The organism is Paenarthrobacter sp. (assembly GCF_031180005.1).
Classification (GTDB): Bacteria; Actinomycetota; Actinomycetes; order Actinomycetales; family Micrococcaceae; genus Arthrobacter.
Map to the genome: position 1 here is coordinate 1 of NZ_JAPSHI010000014.1, position 25,616 is coordinate 25,616.

At 62.8% G+C, this 25,616-nt stretch carries 24 protein-coding genes and 2 pseudogenes; 8 read left to right on the plus strand and 18 right to left on the minus strand.

Going from position 1 to position 25,616, the window contains the following annotated elements:
* The 3 genes and pseudogenes from RIF72_RS11620 to RIF72_RS11630 form a co-directional block, all read right to left on the minus strand.
* A pseudogene (locus RIF72_RS11620) lies at positions 1 to 589 on the minus strand (HNH endonuclease); the annotation flags it as partial.
* A gap of 222 nt (positions 590 to 811) precedes the next feature.
* The gene (locus RIF72_RS11625; RefSeq protein ID WP_309075042.1) at positions 812 to 1,435 is read right to left on the minus strand and encodes a hypothetical protein; all 624 of its coding nucleotides are present in this window, start codon (positions 1,433 to 1,435) and stop codon (positions 812 to 814) included.
* Between the two features lie 90 nt (positions 1,436 to 1,525).
* Positions 1,526 to 2,410 carry a helix-turn-helix transcriptional regulator gene (locus RIF72_RS11630; RefSeq protein WP_309075043.1) on the minus strand — a complete coding sequence of 295 codons (885 nt, stop codon included), beginning with the start codon at positions 2,408 to 2,410 and terminating at the stop codon, positions 1,526 to 1,528.
* A gap of 199 nt (positions 2,411 to 2,609) precedes the next feature.
* Here RIF72_RS11630 and RIF72_RS11635 point away from each other — a divergent pair, with 199 nt between their 5' ends.
* On the plus strand, positions 2,610 to 4,001 hold the full coding sequence (locus RIF72_RS11635; protein WP_309075148.1) for an MFS transporter: 1,392 nt from the start codon (positions 2,610 to 2,612) through the stop codon (positions 3,999 to 4,001).
* Between the two features lie 95 nt (positions 4,002 to 4,096).
* Here the strand turns inward: RIF72_RS11635 and RIF72_RS11640 are convergent, their stop codons facing one another.
* Entirely contained in the window at positions 4,097 to 4,717 is a 621-nt protein-coding gene (locus RIF72_RS11640; RefSeq protein WP_309075044.1) for a class II glutamine amidotransferase, read from the minus strand.
* Between RIF72_RS11640 and RIF72_RS11645 the strand changes: the two genes are divergently transcribed.
* Positions 4,716 to 4,994 carry a hypothetical protein gene (locus tag RIF72_RS11645; protein WP_309075045.1) on the plus strand — a complete coding sequence of 93 codons (279 nt, stop codon included), beginning with the start codon at positions 4,716 to 4,718 and terminating at the stop codon, positions 4,992 to 4,994. The two genes, RIF72_RS11640 and RIF72_RS11645, sit on opposite strands and share 2 nt — an antisense overlap.
* Here the strand turns inward: RIF72_RS11645 and RIF72_RS11650 are convergent.
* Positions 4,974 to 6,374 (minus strand): annotated as a pseudogene (locus RIF72_RS11650) (glutamate decarboxylase). The gene RIF72_RS11645 and the pseudogene RIF72_RS11650 sit on opposite strands and share 21 nt — an antisense overlap.
* A 287-nt stretch (positions 6,375 to 6,661) precedes the next feature.
* On the opposite strand from RIF72_RS11650, the gene RIF72_RS11655 reads away from it, so the two are divergent.
* Both RIF72_RS11655 and RIF72_RS11660 read left to right on the plus strand, forming a co-directional pair.
* Positions 6,662 to 7,465, plus strand: coding sequence for a PRC and DUF2382 domain-containing protein (locus RIF72_RS11655; protein WP_309075046.1), 804 nt, complete (start codon positions 6,662 to 6,664; stop codon positions 7,463 to 7,465).
* 114 nt (positions 7,466 to 7,579) lie between these two features.
* Positions 7,580 to 7,780: a hypothetical protein gene (locus RIF72_RS11660; RefSeq protein ID WP_309075047.1), complete on the plus strand. Its 201-nt coding sequence runs from the start codon at positions 7,580 to 7,582 to the stop codon at positions 7,778 to 7,780.
* Here the strand turns inward: RIF72_RS11660 and RIF72_RS11665 are convergent.
* Both RIF72_RS11665 and RIF72_RS11670 read right to left on the minus strand, forming a co-directional pair.
* Complete coding sequence (locus RIF72_RS11665) at positions 7,749 to 9,608, minus strand: glycoside hydrolase family 15 protein (RefSeq protein WP_309075048.1); 1,860 nt, start codon at positions 9,606 to 9,608, stop codon at positions 7,749 to 7,751. The two genes, RIF72_RS11660 and RIF72_RS11665, sit on opposite strands and share 32 nt — an antisense overlap.
* 99 nt (positions 9,609 to 9,707) lie before the next feature.
* Positions 9,708 to 10,373 (minus strand): TetR/AcrR family transcriptional regulator C-terminal domain-containing protein, encoded by a 666-nt coding sequence (locus tag RIF72_RS11670; RefSeq protein ID WP_309075049.1) that lies wholly within the window; start codon positions 10,371 to 10,373, stop codon positions 9,708 to 9,710.
* Between the two features lie 116 nt (positions 10,374 to 10,489).
* Here RIF72_RS11670 and RIF72_RS11675 point away from each other — a divergent pair, with 116 nt between their 5' ends.
* Complete coding sequence (locus RIF72_RS11675; protein WP_309075050.1) at positions 10,490 to 11,536, plus strand: NAD(P)-dependent alcohol dehydrogenase; 1,047 nt, start codon at positions 10,490 to 10,492, stop codon at positions 11,534 to 11,536.
* An 88-nt stretch (positions 11,537 to 11,624) separates the two neighbouring features.
* Here RIF72_RS11675 and RIF72_RS11680 read toward each other — a convergent pair whose 3' ends face one another.
* Complete coding sequence (locus RIF72_RS11680; RefSeq protein WP_309075051.1) at positions 11,625 to 12,554, minus strand: EamA family transporter; 930 nt, start codon at positions 12,552 to 12,554, stop codon at positions 11,625 to 11,627.
* On the minus strand, positions 12,551 to 13,153 hold the full coding sequence (locus RIF72_RS11685) for an XRE family transcriptional regulator (RefSeq protein ID WP_309075052.1): 603 nt from the start codon (positions 13,151 to 13,153) through the stop codon (positions 12,551 to 12,553). Before RIF72_RS11685 ends, RIF72_RS11680 begins: the two co-directional genes overlap by 4 nt.
* Before the next feature lie 154 nt (positions 13,154 to 13,307).
* Between RIF72_RS11685 and RIF72_RS11690 the strand changes: the two genes are divergently transcribed.
* Complete coding sequence (locus RIF72_RS11690) at positions 13,308 to 13,538, plus strand: DUF6458 family protein (protein ID WP_309075053.1); 231 nt, start codon at positions 13,308 to 13,310, stop codon at positions 13,536 to 13,538.
* 93 nt (positions 13,539 to 13,631) lie between these two features.
* On the opposite strand, the gene RIF72_RS11695 is transcribed toward RIF72_RS11690, so the two are convergent.
* From RIF72_RS11695 to RIF72_RS11705, 3 genes are all read right to left on the minus strand, one after another.
* Positions 13,632 to 14,429 (minus strand): ZIP family metal transporter, encoded by a 798-nt coding sequence (locus RIF72_RS11695; RefSeq protein WP_309075054.1) that lies wholly within the window; start codon positions 14,427 to 14,429, stop codon positions 13,632 to 13,634.
* Positions 14,430 to 14,531: 102 nt separating this feature from the next.
* On the minus strand, positions 14,532 to 15,431 hold the full coding sequence (locus RIF72_RS11700; RefSeq protein ID WP_309075055.1) for a carbon-nitrogen hydrolase family protein: 900 nt from the start codon (positions 15,429 to 15,431) through the stop codon (positions 14,532 to 14,534).
* Entirely contained in the window at positions 15,432 to 17,027 is a 1,596-nt protein-coding gene (locus tag RIF72_RS11705) for an APC family permease (protein WP_309075056.1), read from the minus strand.
* Between the two features lie 133 nt (positions 17,028 to 17,160).
* On the opposite strand from RIF72_RS11705, the gene RIF72_RS11710 reads away from it, so the two are divergent.
* Positions 17,161 to 17,838, plus strand: coding sequence for a TetR family transcriptional regulator (locus RIF72_RS11710; protein ID WP_309075057.1), 678 nt, complete (start codon positions 17,161 to 17,163; stop codon positions 17,836 to 17,838).
* Here RIF72_RS11710 and surE read toward each other — a convergent pair.
* From surE to RIF72_RS11740, 6 genes are all read right to left on the minus strand, one after another.
* A complete protein-coding gene (gene surE / locus RIF72_RS11715; RefSeq protein WP_309075058.1) occupies positions 17,768 to 18,565 on the minus strand; it encodes a 5'/3'-nucleotidase SurE in 798 nt (265 codons plus the stop codon). The two genes, RIF72_RS11710 and surE, sit on opposite strands and share 71 nt — an antisense overlap.
* On the minus strand, positions 18,562 to 19,545 hold the full coding sequence (locus tag RIF72_RS11720; protein ID WP_309075059.1) for a PfkB family carbohydrate kinase: 984 nt from the start codon (positions 19,543 to 19,545) through the stop codon (positions 18,562 to 18,564). The genes surE and RIF72_RS11720 overlap by 4 nt, the downstream gene beginning before the upstream one ends.
* A gap of 212 nt (positions 19,546 to 19,757) precedes the next feature.
* Entirely contained in the window at positions 19,758 to 20,351 is a 594-nt protein-coding gene (locus RIF72_RS11725) for a histidine phosphatase family protein (RefSeq protein ID WP_309075060.1), read from the minus strand.
* On the minus strand, positions 20,263 to 21,963 hold the full coding sequence (locus RIF72_RS11730; RefSeq protein ID WP_309075061.1) for an amidohydrolase: 1,701 nt from the start codon (positions 21,961 to 21,963) through the stop codon (positions 20,263 to 20,265). Before RIF72_RS11730 ends, RIF72_RS11725 begins: the two co-directional genes overlap by 89 nt.
* Positions 21,960 to 23,189 (minus strand): serine hydrolase, encoded by a 1,230-nt coding sequence (locus RIF72_RS11735; protein WP_309075062.1) that lies wholly within the window; start codon positions 23,187 to 23,189, stop codon positions 21,960 to 21,962. The genes RIF72_RS11730 and RIF72_RS11735 overlap by 4 nt, the downstream gene beginning before the upstream one ends.
* Complete coding sequence (locus RIF72_RS11740) at positions 23,186 to 24,628, minus strand: cytosine permease (protein ID WP_309075149.1); 1,443 nt, start codon at positions 24,626 to 24,628, stop codon at positions 23,186 to 23,188. The genes RIF72_RS11735 and RIF72_RS11740 overlap by 4 nt, the downstream gene beginning before the upstream one ends.
* A gap of 127 nt (positions 24,629 to 24,755) precedes the next feature.
* On the opposite strand from RIF72_RS11740, the gene RIF72_RS11745 reads away from it, so the two are divergent.
* The gene (locus RIF72_RS11745) at positions 24,756 to 25,397 is read left to right on the plus strand and encodes a TetR family transcriptional regulator (RefSeq protein ID WP_309075063.1); all 642 of its coding nucleotides are present in this window, start codon (positions 24,756 to 24,758) and stop codon (positions 25,395 to 25,397) included.
* The last annotated feature ends 219 nt before the right edge of the window (positions 25,398 to 25,616 follow it).

Here is a 25,616-nt window from a genome sequence, read left to right on the forward strand (position 1 = left end):
TCCGCCATTCCGGCGCCGCCCCTGACGGCCCCGGCGACGTTTGTTGTGCTTCTTCCCGGGTCCGTTCCACTGCCTGCGCCGCGACGACTTGCAGGTACTCCACTGACCGGGAGATCTCTTCGATCCTGCCCGCAAAGTCGGCAGCCTCAACAAACCCAAACAACCGCGCCGCATCGGAAGCCATTGATCTCAACGCGTCCGCTGCGGCAGCACCCTCAAGGAGCGCCGCTTCCAGTACCGGAAAACCCGGCGCCGAGGACTCCGGCCACAGCGACTCCGACGCCTGCTTGACGGTAGAGGCCCTTGATGAGGGCACCTGCTCGGGCAATTCCTCAGGCGCCGCATTTTCGGGCGTGGAGCACGCGGGCGCCCCCAGAGGCGCGGATTCTCCGGCATTGGGCGCTGGCTCGAGTCCAGGAAGTAGCTCAGGGGTCCGCGAGGTTTCCGCGTCGGTGCCTGCCGTCGTCGGGCAGCCATGCGTTGAAAGCCGGGAAAGCGTATCGAGCGAGGGGGGAGAGAGGCGTTTAGGCACTTCACTGGCTTCGGACGGATCCGTCCGCCGCGCCAGAACCTGCCCTATGCCTTCCATAACTCAACCTTGTCAGGATGGCGCGACACCTATCAGCCCTCATCGACGCTATGTGGAAAACGTCAGTCCAAGGCTCAGGCTTGGCGAAAGATCCGGGCTGCAGAAAGTCCGTACATATAAGACTATTGATCCCGGCCCTGTCCGGTGGCCCAAAGCGTCCCACGGCGGGAGGCCGCCGTCGGACGCTTGTCGCGTTTGCCGGACCCTATCTTTAGGCGAGGCCTAGCCGACAAGTCCGTCTTGGTGATCGATGCCCGCTTGGTCGACCTTTCTGTGGAAGCGCATGCCGGCGTTGCCGCCGACGATGGCTCCGAGGAGGGGGACGATCAGGGCGATGACAAGACCAATGATGCCGCTGGTGGTCGTCAGGCTTCCGTCGACGGGGATCTGGGGTGCGCCGTTGAGATTGTCGAGAATATTGAACTGGCTCCCTGCCACCGCCGCTAGGACTGCCACGATGATGGCGATGATGATGCCCCATAGCCACACTGCGAGCCCCTGCTTGGCGCCGTCGAAACGCGCCATACGGCCGGCGACGTATCCTCCGCAGTAGTAAGCGAGGAACAAGATCACTGCAAGGATGATTCCACTGACGATGCCCAGGGTTTCGACATTCTGCCGGGCCTGGTCCGCCGCTTGGTCGGCGCCGGATGTATTCGCTGCGCCTACGCCCACGCCAATGGCGGTGGCCAAGGCGCTGAGCAGGACGGTCATCCCAACGGCCGTTAGCCAGCCAAAGAAGGCCGAGCCCCATTTGATACCGCCGAAGCGATCCTTTTCAGCTCTGACGACGTCGTTCCTGCGGGCTTTGGGAGTGCTTGAGCCCGCACTATTTTCATAGACCATGTCAGCTCCTATGCCGGGTGGCTTTGGTTATTCAAGCAAAACACCTTCCTCGGCTAGTTAGCAAGCATGCTTACTAAACCCCCCAATGTCTCATGAGTCTATCTTCGCCAAATCGCGCGGAACCTTCTCGGTGTCATCTGAAGCCTGGAGCAGGTGCAGGGCTCCCGCAGCCGCCGATCCCGGATCTGCAGCATACAAAAGCACACGATGACCGGATTCGTCCGGCGGCGTGAGTACCTCGAAGTTCAACTCCAGATATCCCACTTCAGGATGATGCAGGTATTTCACGCCGGACATGCAGTTCTCCACCGGATGCCGGGCCCAGAGCTTCGCAAAATCAGGGCTCTTCAATGTCAGCTCACCAACCAGGGCCGCCAGTTCCTGGTCATCGGCGGATTTTCCCGCGACGAGGCGCAATGACGCGACAGCTCGCCTCGCCTCCTCCGGCCAGCGGGCGTACAGCTCCCGTGTGTGATCGTCGAGGAACAACAGGCGGGTCATGTTGGGACGAGTAGAAGGAACCTCAGGCGCTGCGAAGTCCACGTGACCGGCAACGAGCCGGTGCCCCAAGGCATTCCACGCAAGCACTTCACTTCGACGCCCCAAGACCACCGCCGGCGTGCCGGGCATCGACTGGATCAGCCGCAACGTTCCGGGCCGCACTTTGTCCGGCTTTACCGGGATGCGCCGTTTTGCCTTGCCCGGACGTGCAAGGTTGAAGAGATGCACGCGTTCGTCTTTGCCGAGGTTCAAGGCACGAGCGATTGCATCGATGACAGCTTCTGAGGCATTTGTGCTCAGGCCCTGCTCCAATCGTGTGTAATACGTGGTGCTGACCCCGGCCAGCATCGCCAGTTCCTCCCGTCGCAGGCCAGGAACGCGCCGGATGCCGTAATTCAGGACGCCTACATCCTCCGGCTGCAACGATGCCCGACGGACGCGAAGGAACTCCCCAAGTTCGCTGTGTGTACCCATGCACTCATTGTTCAGCTAATTGCCGCGGTTGTCCTGTCACTGCCAGTGGTACCCACGGCGGGGTGTGGTTACCGCTCGCGAAGACGGTCACGCTGAACGCATGCCAACAACCAAACGCATACCAACAACCAATAGCGTCAGCCATCCCCACGTCGACCCGGCACAAAGCATGACCCCACAGAGCATGACCCCACAGAGCATGACCACCAAGCAGCGTCTGGCGCTCATTGTTCTCCTGACAGCGAGTTTCACTCTGGCCGTCGATTTCTCGATCCTCAACGTCGCCTTGCCTGCCATCGGGTCCGACGTCGGCTTCTCGCTGGAAAACCTCCAATGGGTCGCAACGGCTTTTGCACTGTGCGCCGCTGGCTTCACCTTGCTGTTCGGCCGAGTGGCAGATCTGGCTGGACGCCGAAGGCTGTTCCTGATCGGCATGGCGCTGCTCGGGGCAGCATCACTGGCTGGTGGCCTCGCCGCCGAACCGGCGTTGCTGCTGCTGGCAAGGGTGGGCCAAGGCCTCGCCACGGCAATGGTGGTGCCGGCTGCCCTGTCACTGTTGCTGGTTTCGTTCCCGGAAGGCCCTCTTCGGGACAAAGCACTTGGGCTCAACGGGTCCCTGATGGCTGCAGGATTCACCACCGGGGCAATCCTCGGTGGGCTGCTGACCGACCTCCTGAGCTGGCGGTGGGCGTTCTTCGTCAATGTTCCCGTTGCGGCAGCCGTTCTCCTCATCGCACCCGTTGTTCTCGCCGAGAGCCGGGCAACGTCCAAGCTCCGCCTTGACGTTCCCGGCGCCGTCACGGTCACTCTTGGCCTGCTCGCCCTGATCTTCGGCCTTACCCATGCCGCCGAACATTCCTGGACCCATCCATTGACGCTCGGTGCGCTTGCGGCCGCCGTCGTCCTTTTTGCCTTGTTTGCCAGGGTTGAAAGCCGGGCGCCGCATCCGTTGGTGCCCCTGGGCATCCTCAAGCGGTCGAACATAGCGTGGGGAAACCTCGCCGGGCTGCTGGCATTCCTTACGGAGACGTCGCTGGTGTTTCTGCTGACCCTTTACCTGCAGCAGGTCCTCGGCTATACGCCGCTTGGCGCGGGTCTTTCGTTCGCTGTCCTCGGCTTGGGCACCGTCATCGGAGGGATGCTCGGGCCCAAAGTTATCGGCAGGTTTGGTAGCAAGAACGCAATTGTCTACGGGCTCGTGGTTCAGGCAGCGGCTACCGGAGCATTGGTCATGCTTAGCTCAGACCCGGCTTCCATAGGGCTCCTCCTGGTAGCGACCTTCATTGGGGGTGTCGCCAACCTGGTGGTCATTGTGGGCTTCATGGTTACCGCCACTTCAGGGCTGCCGGACGCAGATCAAGGCATGGCAACCGGGCTGGCCACCATGAGCCAGCAGATCGGCATCACCATGGGAATCCCCGTGATGAGCGCGGTATTCACCGCTCAACTGCTCAACCTCGGTGCGGGCGACATGCCTGCGGTGCTCACTGCCGTCACGGTGGCCATCGCGGTCAATGCGGCCCTCTGCCTCGGGGCTGCCGCAGCCGTGGCGGTCTTCCTCAAGAAGCCGGTTCGCCAGGACGTTGGCTAAGCGGCCTCACGCTGCGGAAAGGCGGAAGACGCACGACGGCGGAAGGGTCGCCGTCGTGCGTTAGTCATGTTGAGAACGGGCTGCCGAAGAGACGATCAAGGCTGCTGCGACGCCGCCGCGGTCGGCTCAAGGTCGGCGAGGGTGAGTACGTGGGAAGGGGCATTCGGGAACGACACAGTGGAGGTCACAACGAGATCCGGGCCAACGTGCACCAGTTCGCCGGATGCCATAGGCCGCCAGCCAGGGTTGGAGTCCATGGGTTCGGTGGCGACGAGGACGTGTGGGGAACGGGAAAGCTCGGTGCTCCTTGAACGGATCCGATGACTTCGGGCGTCGAGCGGCGCAGATGCAGGGGCCTGCCGTTCAAGGGCGTACAACTCGTGGGTAGCCGGATACCTCAGCGCCCACATGTCCGTTGCGGTGGTCAGGATGAAGTTGAGGCTGAAAACGGGGAGTTCCCGAGCAACCCAGTTGATGGCCTCCACTATGCCGGTCCCTACGTCCCCTCCGGCCAGACGCGTCTCCGCCGTGATGAGTGCGAAAAGGCGCTCGCTGTCCGACTGTCCCAGCACCAGGTCCATCACACCCAGCTCGTTGAGGCGCTGGTCGAGATGATCCAAACCGTGGAGAACGCCGTTGTGCGCAAACAGCCGCCCGTCCTGCTCGAACGGGTGCGTATTGACCATGGTCAGCGCGCCGGCTGGCGTACCGCACATGGGCCAGGAACGTGGTGCTCTTCAGGTCCCTGGCTTCGCGGGCGAAAGCGTGATCCTCCCAGGCGGCCAAAGGCTGTTTGGCTACGTGCGCCTTGCCTGCCGTATCAAACGTACCTATGCCGGCGCCGTCGGGCTCCCGCCGGCTTTGCACGGAGAGGCTGTCCGGCGCATTCAACAACCAGAACGTGGCGTGCACCGACCGTGGACCGGCATGGAGCCCGAACAGGCGACACATATGGGACATCCCTTCCAGGAATTAGTGGTGGAAGCCTTCTGATTGATCGTTCGTGGGCATCGGTGCCGTAAGGCCATCGAGGTAGTCGACTTCCTTCCTGAGGTCAGCCAGGAAGCTGGAGGCCAGGTCCCTGGTGAAACCGTTGCGGACAACGATCCTCTGGACTGTGACCTCACTCAACCCTTCGGGCAACGGGTAGGCCGGAACCAGCCAGCCGTTCATTCTGAGCCGTTCCGAGAGGTGATGCAGGTTCCAGTTTTCCGTGTGGCCGTCGCTGAGCTGCCAAGCGAACACCGGGATGTCCGCCCCGTCGCTCCACAGTGTGAACGCGTCCATGGCACCAATCTCGCTGGAGAGGTAAAGCGCCACATCCCGGGACGTAGCTTGGACAGACCTGTAGCCGGCAAAGCCAAGGCGGAGAAAGAGGTAATACTGCAGCAACACCTGGGCGCCTGGCCGGGAGAAGTTCAGCGCAAACGTTGGCATGTCCCCGCCGAGGTAGCTGACGTGGAAGATCAGGTCCTCGGGGAGCGCCGCCGCGTCCCGCCACACCACCCAACCCAAACCCGGGTACACCAGCCCGTACTTGTGGCCGGAGGTGTTGATGGAAGCGACGCGGGGGAGCCGGAAATCCCAAACAGTTTCCGGTTGCAGGAACGGTGCCACCATGGCTCCGGAAGCGCCGTCCACGTGGATGGGAATGTCCAGTCCGCGGCGTGCCTGGATCTCGTCCAAGGCTTCGGAGATGAGCGCCACCGGCTCGTACTTTCCCGTGTAGGTGACGCCCAGGATGGCGACTACGCCGTTGGTGTTCTCGTCCACGTACTGGTCCAGGTCGTGGCCATCCAGGGTGGGGTGCTCGGCCGATACTGGAACAAATCGGGGCTCCACATCCCAGTAATTGCAGAATTTCTCCCAGCACACTTGGACGGCGGAGCTGAGGACGAGGTTTGGTTTCTCCGTGGACTTGCCGGCAGCGCGCCGGGCATGCTGCCAGCGTCGCTTCAAGGCCAAGCCGCCCAGCATGCAAGCCTCGGAGGACCCGATGGTGGAGGTGCCGATGCTCTACTCAGGATCAGGCGCATTCCATAGATCCCCAAGCATCCGCCAACACCGGGTTTCGATGAGCGCCGTTTGCGGGTACTCATCTTTGTCGATCATGTTCTTGTCGAACGTCTCGGCATAAAGTTTGGATGCTTCCGTCTCCATCCATGTCCCGACGAACGTGGCCAGGTTCAACCGGGAATTACCGTCCAACATCGCTTCGTCGTGGACAATCTGGTAGGCGGTGGCCGGCAACGATTCACCATCCGGCAGGGTGTAGCGCGGGAAAATGGTGGATTCGCCGGGCCTGCTGAACAAGGGATTGAGTTCGACGGCGGTGTCCGGTTCGTGCTGTGACGCTCGGTGGGATCTGCTCATGGGGCAACTCCTTGGGATCGTCCGCTCGCGGCGGGGCGCAACCTGTCTTCGGCTCACGCTACCGGGGACCACGGGCTGACCCAAGCTCCTGAAGCCCTGCAAAAAGCAGGCACCACCGATTCTGCAATTAGGGCTTGCCAAACAAACACTAAGCATGCTTACTGTATTGATGTTCCTTAAGGCCGGCGGGTTGAATTCATTCCCCGTTCCGGCGTCCGGAAACCATGCCCGGTGATGCAGCCCGCTTGGCAATCCACAGTAAGAGAACCGCATTCCAAGGAGACATCATGCTCGCGAGGGAAAACATTGACCGTTTAATGGGGCTCAACGGAAACGTCCGCACCACCGAAGGTGACAAGGTCGGATCCATTGGCACGTTCTACACCGACGACGACACGGGTGAACCCACGTGGGTGACCGTCAAGACCGGTCTTTTCGGGAGTTCGGAATCGTTTATTCCGCTGCAGGACGCCACGGTGGAAGGTGACGACGTGGTGGTTCCTTTCAGCAAGGATCACATCAAGGATGCCCCCCGCGTTGCCGAAGACGGGCATCTGGATCCGGGCGAGGAGAGTCGCCTGTACAACCACTACGGACTTGAAGGCGGGAATGGCATGGCCGGTCAGGGCGGCTATGCAGGAACCACGGGCACCAGGGATGCAACGGGTACTGACGCCAACTACGCCCGCGATACTGACGCCCGCCGTGGCGACGACGCCATGACCAGATCGGAAGAACAGCTCAACGTAGGCACCGAAAGGCAAGCCACCGGCAAGGCGCGGCTGCGCAAGTACGTCACCACGGAGAACGTCACCACCACGGTGCCGGTAGAGCGGGAAGAGGTCCGCTTGGAGCGCGAGCCCATTACGGACGCCAACGCCGGCGACGCCATGTCCGGTCCGGATCTGACTGAGCGCGAACACGAGGTCACCCTTCACGAGGAACGTCCAGTTGTGGAGAAGGAAACCGTTCCTGATGAGCGCGTCCGCCTCGAAAAGGACACGGTGCGGGATGACGTCCAGGTAGATGAAGAAGTTCGCAAGGAGCGCATCGAAACCGAAGGAACGGGCGGGGGCGAAACCCGCCGCTAAATGCTGGTTGCGAGGCCCGCTGTGCGCCCTAAGAGCTCGCGTAAGCGCGCAGGGCGGGCCTCGCAACGGCAGTTTTAGCTATCGCTGACGAACTGGTGATGGGACCATAAGGGTATGGGCGAACAAGAGAATGTGCAGCCCGCCGCGCCCCCGGGCGCGGCGTCCGAAGACAGGGGAGACCCCACAACGCAGCAGATGCGGACCGTCGGCCAGCGTCGGCGCGAAGCCGAACGTAAGCTGGACCTCCACTTGGAGGAAGCGAGCCACAAGGGCGAACCGTCAGCTACCGAAGGCGGGGATCATTCCGAAGGGTAGAGCCGCTGGCACGATCTGGATTCTTAGGTTTGTGGAGCGGGGTGTCGCTGCTATGGGCTTCGCCCTCGTGCAGTTGCAGAGCGCTGTGAATCAGCGGGAAATGGCTGAAGGCCTGCGGGGTGTTCCCGAGATGACGCTGGGTCCGCGGATCCCATTCCTCGCTGAGCAGCCCTACGTCGTTGCGCAAGCTGAGCAGTCGCTCGAATAGCTCGGTAGCCTCGCCGGAGCGACCGATTCCCAGCAGCGCATCCACCAGCCAAAAAGAACATGCCAGGAAGACACCTTCGTCACCCGGCAGCCCGTCATGCCCGGACTGCGTGCGGTAGCGAAGGACCAGTCCGTCGTCGGTAAGTCCCTTCTGGATTGCCTCCACAGTTCCCGTAACCCGCGGATGCCGGTGTGGCAGGAAGCCGACCCGCGGAATCAGGAGCAGGCTTGCGTCCAATTCCTCGCTGCCGTACGACTGGACAAAACTGTTGAGTTTCCCGTCGAAACCCTTGGTCATGACGTCTGTATGGATTTCGCTGCGGAGGGCAGCCCACCTATCGGCAGGACCTGGCAATCCGGTGGTTCGAACGGCTTTGACCATCCGGTCCGCAGCTACCCATGCCATCACCTTGGAATGCGTGAAGTGTTGCCTTGGTCCGCGCATTTCCCACAGCCCGTTGTCCGGCTGGTCCCAGGCCCCTTCCAAGAACTCCATCAAGGCCACTTGAATATCCCAAGAGCTATCCACGGTGCCATTAGGAGACGCCGCCCGGGTCAGCGAAAGTCCGTCCAGGACTTCGCCCCACACATCCAGTTGAAGCTGCGGAGCGGCAGCATTTCCGGTACGGACGGGCAATGAACCTTCGTACCCCGATAGCCACGGAATGTCCGTCTCCGGAAGTCTCCTGGCGCCGTCGAGCCCGTACACAATCTGAAGTTCTGACGGGTCGCCGGCTATAGCCCGCAGCAGCCAGTCGCGCCAGGCGGCGGCCTCCTCCGTGTAGCCGGCGGCGAGGAGCGATTGCAGGGTCAGGGTGGCGTCGCGCAACCAGCAAAACCGGTAATCCCAATTGCGTGAGCCGCCGATTTGCTCGGGCAGGGACGTTGTTGCGGCGGCCACAATACCGCCGGTCGGGTGATACGTCAGCGCCTTGAGCGTGATCAGCGACCGCTCCACGGGCTCCTTGTACTTCCCCTCCATTTCGCTGCGGCCGATCCATTCCACCCAATATGATTCCGTCGCCTCAAGAGCATGCAGCGGATTGACCCGGCGTGGTTCCCGTTCATGGCTTGGTGCCCAACGCAGCACGAAGGGAACGTGTTCGCCTGCACGGACGGTGAATTCGCTGACGGTGCGCTTGTCCCGGCCCTCCAAGGTAGCCGGGGTGGTGAGGTAGGCCGAGTCGGGGCCGGCCACCGCGCTGATGCCGTGCTCGCCGTGCCGAACCCAGGGCACCACCCTGCCGTAATCGAAGCGCAGGATCAGTTCCATCTGCATGGTGACCTCGCCGGACACTCCTTCGACTATCCGCACCAGATCCACGGCGTCGTCGCGGACGGGCATGAAATCGATGACCCGGACGGATCCGCCGTCAACTTCCCATTCTGTTTCCAGGATGAGGGTGTCCTCACGGTATTGACGTCGCGTGCAGTTGCCGCCGTCCGGTGTCCCGGCGGGCGCCAGCAGCCAGCGGCCGGCGTCGGGGGTGTGCAGCAGCGCGGCGAAGCAGGCAGGGGAGTCGAAACGCGGCAGGCACATCCAATCGATGGAACCGCTGCGCCCCACCAGGGCAGCCGTGTTCAAGTCCCCGATGATCGCATAGTCCTCGATCCTGGCCATGAACCATGCTCCCTCACTAGGCGACGTCAGCTATGCCTGACCGTACCGCGTTGGTCCGAGAGCCTCCAATGAGACTCGCGCCTCCCAGTCGAAAGGTGCTTATTCTTCGCGGGCTTTCAGCCGGTTGAGGCCATCGAGGACCAGGTCCAGGCCGAACTCGAACTCGTCGCCAAAGTCGTAGCCGGGTTTGAGGACATGTTCGACGGCGATCTCCACCATGCGTGGGTACTCGCCGGTGGCGAAGCGCTCCAGGATGGGGTTGGTGATCTCGGCCGCGGCATCCCTGCCCTCGAAGGGGAGTGCTGCTTCCTGAAGGACAAAGCCGTAAATGTAGCTGTCCAGCAGGGCATAGGCGTGGGCCGTCAGCTGGATGGAGAATCCTGCTTCCCTCAGGGTTGCCAGTGTTGCTTCATGGTGCCGGAGTGTGGCCGGTCCCGGCGCGGACCGGCTTTCCAGCAGCCCGACTGCCCAGGGGTGGCGTCTGAGCGCTGATCGCACTCCGTAGGCCCTCTGCCGCATTTCCTCGCGCCATTCCCGCCCCGGTGCCGGCAGCTCGATTTCACTAAAGACCATGTCCACGATCCCATCAAGAATCTCGTCCTTGTTGGCTACGTAGTAGTAGAGCGACATGGGCTTTGTTCCCATGCTCTGGGCCAGCGTACGGATGGTCAGCGCCGCCAGTCCCGATTCGTCAGCGAGTGCCACTGCGCATTCAAGCACTCGTTCCCTGCTGAGCGGCAGGCGCTGCGATGCGGCGGTGGACACATGGACTCCTTGTGTTGAGTGTGGGGCTCTAGCGCTTTAGTACAGTGTACGGTAACGTGATTAGTACAGCGTACGAAAACCATCATCGAGCATCATCAGGACTGAAAGGCCCGGCCATGACTACTGGTCAGCAATCCAAGGAAACACGCAAGGACCAGGCATCGCCCGGAACCATGAGGGCCATCATCCAGGTGGCATACGGCTCCGCCGACGTCCTTCGCCACGCACAACTTCCTCGCCCGGCCATCAAAGAGAAAGAGGTGCTGGTGAAAGTCCATGCCGCCGGTTTGGACCGCGGTACATGGCACGTCGCCACCGGCTTGCCGTATGCATTGCGCCTCGCCTACGGCTTGCGCGCCCCGAGGAACCCCGTTCCCGGGTTGGACCTCGCCGGCACCGTGGAGGCTGTCGGAGCTAAAGTGACTCGGTTCGCCGTGGGGGACCAGGTCTTTGGATCAGGAAAGGGATCATTCGCAGAGTTTGCCGCCGCCCGTGAGAACCAGCTCGCCCACAAGCCGGCGGGCATCAGCTTCGAGCAAGCCGCGGCGGTCCCGGTGTCCGCCTGCACTGCGCTGATCGCGTTACGTGCAGGCGGTATCGATCCGAGCGAAGGTTCGGCATCGAAGGGACCCAAGGTCCTGATTACAGGCGCCTCGGGTGGTGTGGGCAGCTATGCCGTACAGCTCGCCAAGGCGGCCGGTGCCGAGGTAACCGGCGTGGCCAGTGCCGCAAAAGTAGAGCTGGTGCGCGCCCTCGGTGCCCACCATGTCATCGACTACACCTCACGGGACTTCGCCGATGGCAGCGAACGCTACGACGTCATCATCGACATAGCAGGCAACCCATCGATTTCCCGTCTTCGCCGGGCGCTCACCCCTTCGGGAACAGCAGTGATCACCGGTGGTGAGGAGGGCGGGTCCTGGACGGGCAGCCTGGATCGCCAATTCCGGGCCGTGGCGCTCTCTCCACTTATTCGCCAACGGCTCACCATGATCGTGGGCACCCAGGCCGCCGGGGACCTGGAATACCTCGCAGGTCTCCTCGAAGCGGGAACCATCACTCCTGCAATAGACCGCAGCTATCCGCTGGCCCAGGTCCCGGAAGCCATGCGATATCTCGACGCCGGCAAAGCCCGCGGGAAGGTAGTCATCACCATCTGCTAATTTCCCAGGCCAAGCTCCTCGATGACCCTGGCGAGGCGTGCCCGCTGCGCCGGCCGGTTCCAACTTTCCACAATGGTGGCGACCGCTCTCAGCTGTCATGACGCGGGCTGGTGGCAGGCAGGGCTTGGGTAAGCGGCGGTTCAAGGCCGGCGACGGGCTCTGGAGGTGGCGGGTTTCTTTTCCCGCCGCGCTGCGCCGCGGCGCCCGCGACCACCACCAGCGTGATGCCAATGAACTGGATGATGGACGGTTGCTGATGCAGCACCAGCAGCCCAAGGAGCACGCCGAACGCCGGTTCCAGGGACATCAGCGTGCCGAAGGCTGTGGAAGTCATGCGCCGCAAAGCCATCATCTCGAGGATGAAGGGGAGTACCGGCATCAGTACCGCGACTCCGAGTGCGGCCAGCAGGACTTCGGGGCTGAGGTGTCCTGTCGCCTGTGGAATACCGAAGACCGCGGCCGTGGCCGCAGCCACCGGCACGGTGAGTGAGAGTGCTCCGGTTCCCGTGAAGCGGTCGCCGATTCGTTGGGTCAGCAGGATGTAGGCACCCCAGCCGATGGCCGCGGTAGCCGCGAACATCACGCCTAAGGCGTCGATCCGGCCATGCCAGGGTTCGGTTAGGAGCACGACGCCGGCCAGCGCCAACGCAGGCCAGGCAAGGGCTTTGCGGTTGTGGCTTCGGATTGCTGCCACCGTTAGTGGTCCCAGGAACTCGATGGCCACAGTGGTACCCAGGGGAATGCGCTCGATGGCGGCGAGGAACATGATAGTCATGAGGCCGGTGGCGACGCCGAGTCCCAGCAGGGGCAGGATGTCGGGCCGGCGGATCGAGCGAAGCGGCGGCCGGGCTATGGCCATGAAGATGATGGCTCCCATGGTCAACCTCAACCATGCCGTACCGGCCGGGCCCACGTCGGCAATGAGATCCACCGACAACGCGGAACTTAATTGGACTGAAATCATGGCCGCAACCGCGAGCCCCCATGGTGGAACAGCCATGAGTTTTGGGGTTTTCATGAGCCGGCATCCTGAAGGTGTCCTGAACCTACGCCCGGCTCAAATACTGCCAGGGAGAATCGGGCGGGTTCCGCGCCCGGGTTTGTATAGGAATGGGCGGCATCGCCGGGGAAGGTCAGGGAATCGCCCACTTCAAGGGTGGTTACCTGGCCGTCGACGTCCACGGCGAGGGTGCCTTGGAGTACCTGCAGGAGTTCCTTGGTCCCGGAGGCGTGGGCTTCGCTGGCGTGCTGGTCTCCGGGGCCCAACGTCCAGTCCCACAGTTCCACGACGTCCGGAGATTCGGTGCCGGCCATCAGGACTCCGCGTCCGCCTTGCTTGCTGGTCCACAAGGTTGCACCTTCGCCGCTGCGGGTGACCTTGATCGGTTTGGGGCGCGGGGACTCAACCAGTGCGGGTAGCCCGACGCCCAAGGCATCACTGATGCGCAGCAGCGTTCCGACGCTGGGGTTCGCCGCTCCCTGTTCGACGTTGACGATCATTCGTCGGCTCACGCCAGCGGCTTCTGCCAGCTGATCAAGGGTCCATCCGCGGGTTTGGCGCTCTTGTTTCACCCGGGCGCCTATGGCCAGTGACAGGGTGCTGGTGATTTCATCCATAAGTGCATCATACTGCACTTTGAGTGCACTCTCACTATGGTCGCTGACGGCCGCGCTTGGTCGATGCTGGTCGGTGAGATGGAACATAAGTATCCTGATCATACGGATTCGGCTGCAGACCCTGACTGCGCCGAAAAAACATGAGGAGCACGTTATGAGAATTGGTTCTTCCATCGCCCTGATTGCCATCGGAGCTATTCTGGCCTTCGCGCTCGCCCCCGGTATCATCCCCTTCCTCGACCAGGTCCTGGTCGGCTACATTCTGATCGGGGTCGGCGTTGTCGGTCTCATCATCTCCATCGCCATGTCCAACCGGACCCGCCGCACCGTTGTTGAGCGCCGCGGCGATCCCCAGACGGTTGTCGAGCGGCGCCCCGAGGTCTGATAGTCGCAACTTACAGAAGAAGCGCACGACGGCGTGTACTCGCCGTCGTGCGCTTTCCAGCCTTAATGCTCGCCAGCGTCCAAACTCAGCGACTCAGGCGAGTGAGAGCGTGAACGACAGGACAAAGCCTGCAGCTGTACTCAACGCAACGGCTGGGCCGCCGTGTTCGTAGGCCTCGGGCATGAGGGTATCCGCGAGTGATGCGATGACGGCACCTGCTGCAAATGCCAACGGTAGGGAGATCGTCTCAGGCTGGGCTGAGGAGAGTGGCCCCGCTCCGAGAATGACGGCGGCAACCAGCAGCACTGCGCAGACGCTCCAGAGCAACATGATCGGCCCGGCCTTGCGACCCTGGCTGCGCATGGACGAGGCTCCAACCAGCGCTTCGGGCAGGTTGGAAACGAAGATTGCCGCCAGCAGTGCCAGTCCGCCGGATCCTTCCTCCAGGGAGATGCCCAAGGCGACGTTCTCGGGCACGCCGTCCAAGGTGACCGCGGCCAAGAGTGCCATGCCTGCGGCGCCGCGTGTTGAGGCGGAGGTGGCAGCCTTATCGGACGCGGCGGCGTCAGTGTCCAGCTTGGGGCTGCCCTGTACTTCGTCTGCAGGTTTGGATTTCGAGGTTCTCCCGGGTTGCGCCCAGCGATCCAACAATGCGCTTAGCGCCGTAAATACGATGGCCCCCGCAAGGAGCCCCATCGCCGCGCGCACGATTCCGCCCTGTTCGTAGGCGTCCTCGAACAGTTCGAACGCCAAGGCGGTGATGAGTGAGCCGGCCGCGAAGGACAGCAGGATGGCCAGAAGCCGCTTCGGTAGCTCGAAACGCACGCCGATGAGTGCGCCTATGACCAGGGCGCTGGAGGCAATCAGTCCAAACCAAAGTGATGCCATCACAACGCCAGTATAGAAGTAAGTAACCTGATCTTCTCTAGGGTGAGGGAAAAGCGTTCGACGGCGGCAGCCCGCCGTCGAACGCTTCTCAGGTTAGGCGTGTGGTCAACCCCGTCCGCTGCCCTGCCGCGCCGGAACGGAATTGGCACTCCACTCCGGCGATTGAAAGTGAGCTCCGCCGAACATCGGGAAGCGCAGCAGGCCTTCCTGATCCCGGAGCTGAGCCCAAGGGCGGTTGATGCCATGCGTTCCATAGCGGCGTAGTTGCGTGACACGGTCAAGATCCAAAACTGCGAACAGGATCTCTTCACCGCCCCGCGCGTGCTGCATGATGGTGCCCTCGGGATCGACGATGACACTCTCGCCAACTCCTGAGGGGGACGCTCCATTGACGTTCACCACGTACACCTGGTTGGCAAAGGCGTTGGCCTGGGACATGACGATCTCCATGGCCCGGTCACGGGTGGTGGTGAGGGTGGGCTGGATGATCACCTCGGCCCCGAGCCACGCCAGTTGGCGGGCTACTTCGGGGAAGCTGCCGTCGAAACAGATGGCCAGGCCGATGCGTCCACAGCCGGGGATGTCGAAAGTGACGAAGGAATCGCCGGGCGTGGTGGTTTCGAACGGGCGCCATGGGAAGAGTTTCCTGTAGCGTGCCACAATTTCGCCTTGCGGGGAGACGGCAATGGCTGTGTTGTACGTGTGCCCCTTGTCCGTTTCCAGCAGTGAGCCAGGCACAAGCCACACGTTCAGCCTGCGGGCCAGCGCGGAGATGCGGTCGGTGAGGGGGCTGGGGATAGGTGCGGCGGAGCGGGTTTCGCCCTCTGGGTCAGGAAGCAGGAACTCGCCCGGCGCGGAAAGCAGCAGTTCCGGAACCACGATGACGTCCACATCGGGGCCGAGCTTTTTAGCCGATTCGGCTTGGGCCTCGAACCGGGCCCACGTGGCCTCGAGATCGTGAGGGACGGGATTGGTCTGAATTGCTGCGATGGACAGGATGCGCATTTATGCCTCGGTTTCGTTGCTGGGAGTTTCGTTGCTGAGAATGGACGGAAGTTGGTGGCGGGTGGTGATGTTTCCGCGGGGGATGGCTTCGCCTGAGAAGAAGCGGCGCAGCCTGGTCCTGAGGATCGCGGTGACCAGCAGGCCCAAGACCAGCGCACCGATGCCGATCCAGAACACTGAGCCGATGCCCAGCCAGGACAGTCCCGCGTATTCGGGGGACAGCATGTCGACGGCGCTGTATGCGAATGCTCCAATCATCAGGAGTGCTCCGAGGCCGGGAAGGATACCCTTCAGGATCAGGGCCGATGCAGAGGTGCGCATCAGCGGTGCGAAGTACACCACCGAGGCCAAGGCGGTCGTCGCGTAGTAGGCCGCGATCATCAGGCCCACAGACAGGATGGCAAGTCCGATGAAGTCCGCGCTTATTGCCGTCAGCCCCATCGTTATGGCCATGGTGATGATTGCCCACCAGGTGATGGAGAAGGTAGGCGTGCCGCTCTTGGGATGCATCTTCGTGGTCGACTTGGGCAGTGCACCATAGGTGCCCATGCTGAGCCAGGTCCGGGGCGTGCTGACAGCAACAGTCATCAGTGCTGCCAACGCAGAGAGTCCCACCGCAAGGATGATGACCTGGCCAAAAACGTCTCCTGTTGCCTGCGGGCCGAGTACTGAAAGGACATCCGAGACGGTTTCCGGATTGGTGATGCTTGCAGTTCCGGCATATCCGACGGCGGCCGTAGCCGTCACTACGTAGAAGAGCAGCAGGATGACTGTGGTGATGACTACTGCCTTGCCAGGTGTTCCCTTGCGGTCCGTGGTTTCCTCATTGACGGCGATCAAGGCATCCCAGCCCCAGTAGATGAACAGACACAGAATGACGCCGGACACGAGGCCGGATATGTCGCCGGAGGCAAAGGGATTGAACCATTCCGGGCCAGGCTTTTCTGAGCCCTCGGCGGCGCTGCCCATGGCCATGGCGGTGAAAGCCGCGACGCAGAATCCGCCGAGTGCCACTAGCTGGAGGCCAATCAGTGCGTACTGTACCCAGGCAGAGAGTTCGATTCCCCTCGCCGCAATCCATGCACTCAAGACGACCAGCCCGCAGGCGATGGCAGCTACGGCGATAGGCTCCGCGGCGATCCAGGCCAGACCAAAGAAGTTGAGCAGATAGGTGGTGGCCACTTGGGCCAGTGCGGCGCTCGCAATGAAGGTGGCCACTTGTGGCACCCATCCGCCAAGGAACCAGCCAGCGGTCGGCCCGAAAACACGGGTAATCCAGACGAAGACCCCACCGCAGTCGGGCATTTCCTTGTTGAGGTCCCTGAATGCGAGGGCGGTGAACAGGATGGGGACGAAACCCAGCAGGAACGCGGCAGGGGTGCTCGCTCCAACGGCAAGGACCACGAAACCGAGAGTCACGGCCAGGCTATAGGCAGGAGCGACGGCGGCCAGCCCGAGGACCACTGTTGGGCCGATACCGATGGATCCGGCTTTCAGGCCTTTGGATTTCGGGTTCCGGGATGCCGGGTTCTCCGATGTGGCGTCTTTGGGTGTTGGGCCGCTCGCGAGTGAGGTGGGGGAAGGGGGATGTGACACGGAGACTCCTCGTTGAATCGGTAAGTCGTATCTTGAATCAGTAATTTGAATCACATTCAAATTTGAATGCCATTCAATACCGGTCTAGAGTCAATGTCAACAGGAATCTTCAAGAGCCCACGGGGGAGCGGCAGTGGCCAAGGCAGACAAGAAGGAAATTCGACGGCAGGAAATCGTTGCGGCAGCCCAGGCTGTGGCAGCCCGCGACGGCGCTGAAGGGGCCACACTCCGTGCCATTGCCGCCGAGGCAGGCATGGCTGCCAATGCCGTGCTCTATTACTTCGGCAGCCACGCCGAGATCATTGCGGCCGCCGTACAGGCTTCCTCCGGTAGATTCCTGGAGAAGCTCGCGGAAGCTGTGGAGGCGGACATGACTCCCACCGCCAAGCTCGCCGCCGTCATCAGCGCCGGCACTACTGCAGGACTGGAAGACGACGTCTCCCGGATTCTGTACGAGTACTGGCCCCATATGCTCCGCGACGCAGAGCAGCGCCGGATCCAGGAAGAGCTCACCAGCGCACAGGAACGTGTCTACCGGGAGATCATCGACGCCGGAACGCGCTCAGGTGAGTTCTCTCCCCTGCTGGATCCAGCCAAGATCGCCCGCACTCTTGTGGCCCAGGAAGACGGCCTTGTCATGGATGTGCTGGCCGGGAGCGCCACTGGTGAGTATGTGCTTGATTTGGTGGGGAACCTTGCGGCCGCCCTTCTTGGACTTGAGGCAGGGGCCCTGCTTGAGCTTATTGCTGCCCGGGGTCTCTCAGCGCCTCAGCGCCCGGCAGGCGTTCCAGGGACGGCGCCGTCCCGGTGACCGGTTGCAGGGCTGTCACGCTGGCGTATCCTGCCGCCAACAGTGCAGCGTCGCTGTCCGGGTCGGGCGTCTCGGCCGTGTCGGCGATGGCCAGCCGCACGTGCTGCTGCCCCCGTTCGGCCAGGGTGGTCTGCACTATGCCGAACCGGGTGAGTGTGGCCGCCCGGTACTCAGGTAGGTCGGGCCCGGCACTGTTCGGGACGTTGAGGTTAAGTACGGATCCGGGCTCCTGCTCCAGAAGGAACGGCAGTAGTCCGGTGGCCAGCTGCGCGGCTGTTTCCCAGTGGATCGCGTCCGGGTTAAGGCCGGTGTCCAGCGAGACCGCCATCCCTCGGCGGTCGTTGACGCCCGCGGTCAATGCCGCGCCTACCGTGCCGGAATGCAGAATCGCCCGGCCTACATTCGCCCCGCGGTTCACCCCGGACAGGACCACGTCGGGCGGAGGGCCGAACGCGCCGTGGGCGGCGATCATGGTGATGAATGCCGGGGCGCCATGGACGGCGAAGGCCTTCACTCCGTCCAATTCCTCCAGTTCGCACTCTTCAACGGAAATCCTGCCGTCCTCTTCTACGGCGGTGATCGACGAGCTGCTGCCGCTGGCTTCCGACGCCGGGGCCGCCACCACAACATCGAATCCTGCCCGGACAGCCGCGGCAGCCAGTACGTGCAGGCCGGGGGAGGCGATGCCGTCGTCGTTTGTAATAAGGACACGGATGGACTGGCTCATGTTGTCCTGGCCTTTCGCGCCAGTTCATCCGGAGTCATCTGCTGTGCCGGTGCCGCTGCACTGGTATCCAGCGGAACAATCTTGACCAGCTTGGCCACCTCGTGAATGGCCGGGGCCTGACCCGAGCCCAGCCCATGGCGAGTGACGTTGTGGGCGCCGGCTGCCGTGCCCAGGACTACGGCGTCGCGGAGCGTTCCGCCGTCGGCAAGTACAGCGGCTATCGCTGCAGTCAGGGAATCACCGGCACCGCTGGTTTCCACCGCTTCAAACCTGGGGACATGGATTTCGCTGATCTCCCCGTCACTGAGGAACAGGGAGGGCTCGTGTGCCCGCGTGACGATGACAGCTTGCGCACCCTCCTTGGCGAGGGTGTGCATGGCCTCGATAAGGAGATCTGTCTCGGAGGCATCGGCGCGACCACTGCCCACCACCTCCTCATCGGACATCTTGACCACTGAGGGTTTGCCCTCCAGGATGCCTTTTAGTCGCTCACCGGACAGATCGGCGATGACAGTGCATCCGGCAGTGCGAAGGTCCGTAGTCAGCCTCCGGTACATGTCCGGTGGCACAGAGTCCTCCCGGCCAGTGCCACTGAGTATCACCGTCCCAGCCTTCATTCCGGCCTGCAACGTCAAACCATAGAGTTCGTCCAGTTCATGGCGCGTGAGCCGGTGGCCGGGCGACTCCGCAACCACGTCCCGTTCGCCCTTTCGGCGATCGTGCACGTAGGCGCCGCTGCTGCCCTCGCCGGAAACCGACAACAGCTCCACGCCTTCGTCGTCAATCAGGTGCTGCAGAACCCCTCCGCTTTCTCCGGAGAACACCGCGCACATTGTCACCTCGGCCCCGAGTACCTTCAGCATCCGGGCCTGCCAGACGCCTTGGCCCCCGGCGTGGAGGTGGATGTCGGCAGCTCCTTCCACGTCCTCAATCGTGACGGTCAAGACCGGTGAAGGGGCAAAAATCACTACTGAGCCCATGCTCCACCCGCCCTCTTCGGTGTGGCAATTCGAGTCGCGGCCACGATTACCTCTTCCCGCCGGAATCCTCCGGCCGACTTTGCGGACAGATCACTCCACCATACTAAGCACGCTTAGTTGTTGCATGCATAGGGCAGGAAAGGAACCTTCGTAAAGTGCTCATCGAGGCCCTCCACTTGCCCAATGCGTCGATTTGGAGGAGGCGCGGCAGCTCAGGCGTCGACGTCGGCCGTGATGAGCTCGCCATTGAAGTACTCCAACTGCCAGCCATCCGTGACGTGGTGATGGGCCAAATTGAGCACGGCGTTCTGCACGCTATCCAAGGTGCGCCCGATAGCCCGGCTCAACGTCAACCGGATCAGAGTGCCGTGCGCCACCACCAGGACGCGCTTGCCGGCAAACTCCCCGGCCAGCTCTTCCAAGGCAGCGATACCGCGGTCAGCGGCGGCTTCGTCCGATTCGCCACCCTGGAAACCTCCCGGAATCCGGAGTGCCTCCAGCTCGGGGCCGGCTTGAAGACCTTCGGCCGGGCCAAAGCTTCGCTCGGTGAGTTCCGGAACAAGCCTCGCAACCGTGAGCCCCAGGCCTTCGGCGATGATCCCGGCCGTCTCGGCGGCGCGGCTCAGGGGCGAGGACACCACGGTGTCCCATTGCTGACCGGAGAGGAAGGCGACGGCGTCACGCGCCTGGCCCCGGCCGACGTCGTTAAGCGGGATGTCAGTGGACCCCTGCAACCGGCGCTCCGCGTTCCAATCGGTCTGGCCGTGGCGGACGAGGGCGAAAGTTGTGATGGTCATGCTTTCCATTGTGCCTTGCGTACACAGTCCACCCGCCCACCACAGTCTGAAGAACCTTTGCGTCCAGGAGCACGGCCGGGTCCTCCGCAGCGAGCACATCGGTGTCAAGGACCACGAAGTCGGCATATAGGCCCGCAGCAAGCCGACCAATTTGGTGCTCGGCCCCGCACGTCCATGCGGAGTCGCGCGTTGCATGTTCGATCGACTCGGCGAGGGGCAGCGCGAAGTCCGGGACGTTCGTTCCAGCGGACGCGTCCAAGGCCGATGCCCGGGTGGTGGCTACATACATGTTGGGCAAGGGCGCGTGCGGGGACGTGGGGGAGTCCGTGCCGAAGGCCAGCCGTGCCCCCGCCGCAGTAATCCACGGCCAAGGGAAGCCGCGTTCCACACGGTCATCGCCCAACTTGGCCGCCCAGTTTTCGCTGATGGCGGGATCGGCATGGACCGGCTGCATGCTGGCGGTGATGCCCAGCGCGGCGAGGCGATCGACGTCGGCCCTGTCCACCAACTCGAGATGCTCGATGCGGTGGCGGCGTTCACGGGGCCCGTTCTCTGCAACGGCATGTTCCACCGCGCCGATGGCGATCCGCACCGATTCGTCGCCGATGGCATGCATGGCCACCTTCAGTCCGACGGCATCTGCTGCGGCAACCACTGGCGCGAGTTGCTCGAGGCTCCAGATAGGTTCCGCGTTGGAACCATCGGCGTACGGCGTTCCGAGGGTGGCGGTGCACCCGTCGATGGTGCCGTCGATGATGACCTTGATACCCACCACGCGGAGGAACGGCGATTCATGCTCGACGGCGAGCGCTGCCGCCCGCTGGACCTGGGCGATGTTTTCCTCCGCCGATTCGGCGTTGTTGACGCGCCAATAGGCGATGAGCCGGCTGGTCAGCGTGCCGTCTTTGTCGGCACGCTCAAAGGCTTCGAGGTCGGTCTCGTTGAAGCCCATGTCGCACGCAGTGGTCACGCCGGTTTCGCGGTATGCCTGCTGCACAGCGGCGATGCTGGCCTCGTGCTCATCCTTACCCACTTGGGCATCGAGGTAGGGGAGCACCATGTCGTAGAACGCGTTCTCGTCGATGTAGCCGGTGGCGTGGCCGTGTGCATCCCGCTTGATGGTGCCGCCGTGCGGATTCTCCGTGTGGTCATCGATCCCCAGTTCAGCCAGCGCCGCCGAGTTCACCCACACTGAGTGGAAGTCGTAGGCGAAGGCATAGACGGGTTTGTCCCGGACCACGGCATCGAGCATCGCCGCGTCGGGTACACCACCCGGAACTGCGCCATGCAGCCAGCCGGTAGCCAGGATCCGGTCGGCATCCGGACGTTCGGTTGCCCTTGCCTTGATTCGTTGCTGGATTTCCGCCACTGACTTGGCACCCCACAGGCTGACCTGCCCCAGGGCTTCTCCAGTGCCGACTACGTGGGCATGACCGTCGACGAAGCCGGGGACAACCAGCCGGTCTTCAAGGTCAATCCTCTCGGCATCCGGGCGAAGGCGTTCCGCCGTGTCGGCGTCACCGACGTAGAGGATGCGTTCACCCTGGACGAGCATGGCCTCGGCCCAGCGGCGGGTATCGGAGGTGAAGATGCGGGCGTTGGTGTAGAGCTGGGTGGTCACGCTGCTGTTTCCTTGCTTTCCGGTGTCGATTCTTCTTCTGGGACTTCTTTTGTTGCGGGGGGCTCATCCAGGGAGTGGCTGACTTCGAGGAACAGCTGGTTTTGAAGCTCGTGCAGGTGCTCGCTGTCCGGTTCCGGCCAGGTGGACATCTTCACGATCACGGTATCGGTGGCAGGATCGATCCAGAGGTACTGGCCGTAGATGCCTATGCCGGTGACATTGCCGCGCTCATTGCCTGTGCACCACCACTGCCTGGTGTACGAGCCGCGGGGGTGAATGGCGCTGAAGGAGGAGCCGGCCATGGCTTCGGGGTCTCCACCAGCGAGGATGCTGTGGACCCACCTCTCGGACACCACCCTGCCGCCTGGACCTTCGCCGCCGTCGAGCATAAGACGGCCCACCCTCGCGAGGTCGCGGGCGGTGCACGAAACCCCGCCGTTCGCGAAGCCGAAGCCTGTGGAATCGACGGTGATGGTGGCGTCCCGATCTGCGTCCAGCTTGGACCACAGGTACTTGGAAAGCGCGTCCGAATACCGGAGCCCGGTCACGCGCTCGATGATCCAGGCCAGGACGTCCGTGTTCGCGGAACAGTACTGGAACGTGCCCACAGTGCCGTTGCCCGTGAGGGTGGTGAGGAAGGCGTACGTGCCATCAGGATCGCCGTCTTGTCGGGTGCGCCAGCCGGAGGAGCGATCATGCGTCTGAACTTCGGAAGCGGGATCGAGGTAGTCCTCGCTGTAGTTGAGATGAATGGCCATATCGAGCACGTGCTGGACGGTGGCCCCGTCGTAGGCGGATCCGGCGAGTTCGGGGACGTAGTCAACAACGCGGGCGGTCGGAACGATGTCTCCGGAGTCCACCAACGCCCCGATCACCAGGCCGCACATCGACTTCGAAATGCTCATGACCAGATGAAAGTCATCAGGGGCAAAACCCGGGCGGTAGTACTCCGCGATGACATCGTTGCGGTGCAGGACCAGGAAGGCATCGGTGTAGCTCTCTTCCAGCCGTTGCCTCAGACCAGGGACGGCCAAGGAGCTCAAACGGTCAGTAGCCTCATCCGGGGCGGTCGGGAAGCGGCGGGCGATTGTCGCCGTCGGGAGTAATTCGCTCAAGTGCACAAAGGTCCAACGGTTGTGCGGTCCCTCCTGCCAAGTGTCGACTGTTGGTTGGCTGGCGGCGCCGCGGTAACGCGGGGGATGGGTTTGGGCTCGGGCGGTGGTCATACCGGGGCTCCTTCGATGACAGGGGTCTTGCTGAGACCTCGGCGTAGCGCCGGGTTCAGGGCGGTGTACACGCCTGCGGAGACGATCATGGATACCGGCACTGAAAGGTCCATGGAGCCCATGGCGGCTGCGAGGGGACCAGTCCACGCTGCGTTGCTGAGGAAGAGTGAGGCTACAACCGCGCCGAGGATGACGGCGAGTATGCCGGCGATGTGCCAGCCTCCGTTGTACCAGAAGGGGCTGCCGGGCTTCTCCTTGAAGAGGTCTTCGCCGCTGTAGCGGTTCCGCCGAAGGAGGACGTCCGTTGCGAAGACGGTCATGGTGGGGCCCGAAATGAGGACCAAGAGCTGCAGCATCATGTTGACGGCCTCCAGGAGGCTCGTGGACATGACGAGGTAGATGGTCAGCGCTGTGCCGATCGCTCCCACCACCACCGCGGAAGGGATGCGGCGGATGGGGACGCCGATGGACTGAAACGCCATGCTCGCCGTGTACGTGGTCATGCCGTTCAGCGAAATGGTGTTGATGATGACGCCCACCACGAAGATGGGTCCGAGCCACGCTGGCAGTAGGGCGAGGAGCGCTGATTCGATGCCAAGATCCATCGCTGCGGCGTCAATTCCAGTTGCCAACAACGCGCCCACTGCAGTGAAAAACATGCAAGGCAGGGCGCCACCAAAGGCTGTGGCCGCGATGATGTGTGAACGTTTGGTGGACCCGGGGAGGTAGCGGGCCAGGTCCGGACTGTTCGAGTAGGACAGGGGAGTGGAGGCCAGAATGGCGAAGCCGATGGTCATCGCGGCCCATAGCGGCGCCCCCTCCAACGGCGCCGGAGCAGCGTAGCCCCACTGCACATGAGGCAGGATGAAGCCCGTGACCAGCAGGAAGATGGCCAGCAACACCGAGGCCACAATGGGGTAACTGCGAAGGATCAGGCTGTGGCCGTACACGGCGACCAATACGGTGACCGCTGCGACCACCAAGGTGACGAGCACCGGAACCAGAACGGGATCCGTGAAACCAAGTTGTCCCAGGAGTTCAGCACCCATGAAGGAGGACGCGAGCCAGTTCAGGGCCAGGAAGACGGCGGAAATGAACCATCCGAAGAAGGCAACAACAACCCTGTTGCCGCGGATTCCATAGATGGCGCGGGTGATGACCGAGCCTGAGGTCCCCGCTGCCGGGCCACTGGTGGCCACGATGCCGGTGAGGACCCAAGGGATGCTGCCGGCGATGATGACGGCAAATGCCTGCCAGAGTTCCAGGCCGAGCAGGATGAGGGAGGCACCTACCGTCAAGTTGAGGACGCTGACGTTGGGGGCCGCCCAGACCGGGAAGAGATCCCTGGCGCGGCCATGCCGTTCGGAGGCTTCGATGAGTTCGATGCCGCGGGTTTCGGGGTGGGTGAGGGGTTCCGGGTAGCTGACCGCGTCGGTCATGTGGGGGTGGGACAACGCTGTTCCTCTCGGGCAAGGTCCGGTTCGCAACATTGGGAAACCGGCCCATCGACACTATTGGTCGCATGACCAATGAGCTATTGGTCACTAATCCAATAGACTTAGCGGCATGGTGTCAAGCCCCGCATCCCAACGCGTTCGAAAATTACCCGACGAGCGTCGCGCTGAGATTCTCTCCGAGGCCGCGTCGATTGCCTTGATCGAGGGACTTGAGCGGATCACCCTCCGCGCCGTCGCCGACCGCCTTGGTGTGCGTCCCGGCCTGATCAGCCACTACTACCCGGCCGCCGAGGATTTGGTGATCGCCGCGTTTGTGCGCGCCGTTTCGGAGGAGCGGGAAGAGTTGTTTCCCGACGACGGAACTCCCCTTGAGCGGATGGCTCACTTGGTCTCGCGCATCGAAGGCAACGGCACTTTCGAACTCACGAGGCTATGGCTCAACGCCAGGCATCTTTGCCGCTTTATTCCGGCCCTCACCGAGGCGTTGTTGGGTCAGGAATACCTTGATCGGAACCGGCTGACCGCGCTCATCGAGGACGGAGTCGCGTCCGGCGACTTCGTGGTGGAGGACCCCTTCGCGGCTTGCATCCGGATATGGGTGGCCATCGACGGCGTGGGCTCCTACGTTAACAACGTCGAGGCTTTCGAATATGACGCCTTCAAGCGGTTTGTCACCGACGTCGCCGAATGGTCGCTGGGCGTTCAAGCGGGCGAACTTCGCGCGGCCGTGGACCGGTTGCAAGCTGCCTGACCCTCTGGGTGGAGGGCCTTCACATTGCCCTTCCCGCGATTTAATCAGTATCCTGATAACTTATCTGGTGAAACCGGATGATGCTGTTTGGGCTCATTGCCTGGGCCGCACGTGGCTGAAGCAGTCGGCCGCGCGGCCATCGTGAAAGTTTGATTGACGGCATTGCTTGGTGACGCAGGGACAGTGGTTGGGTCCGTGTCTCCAGGTATGCCTGAAGGA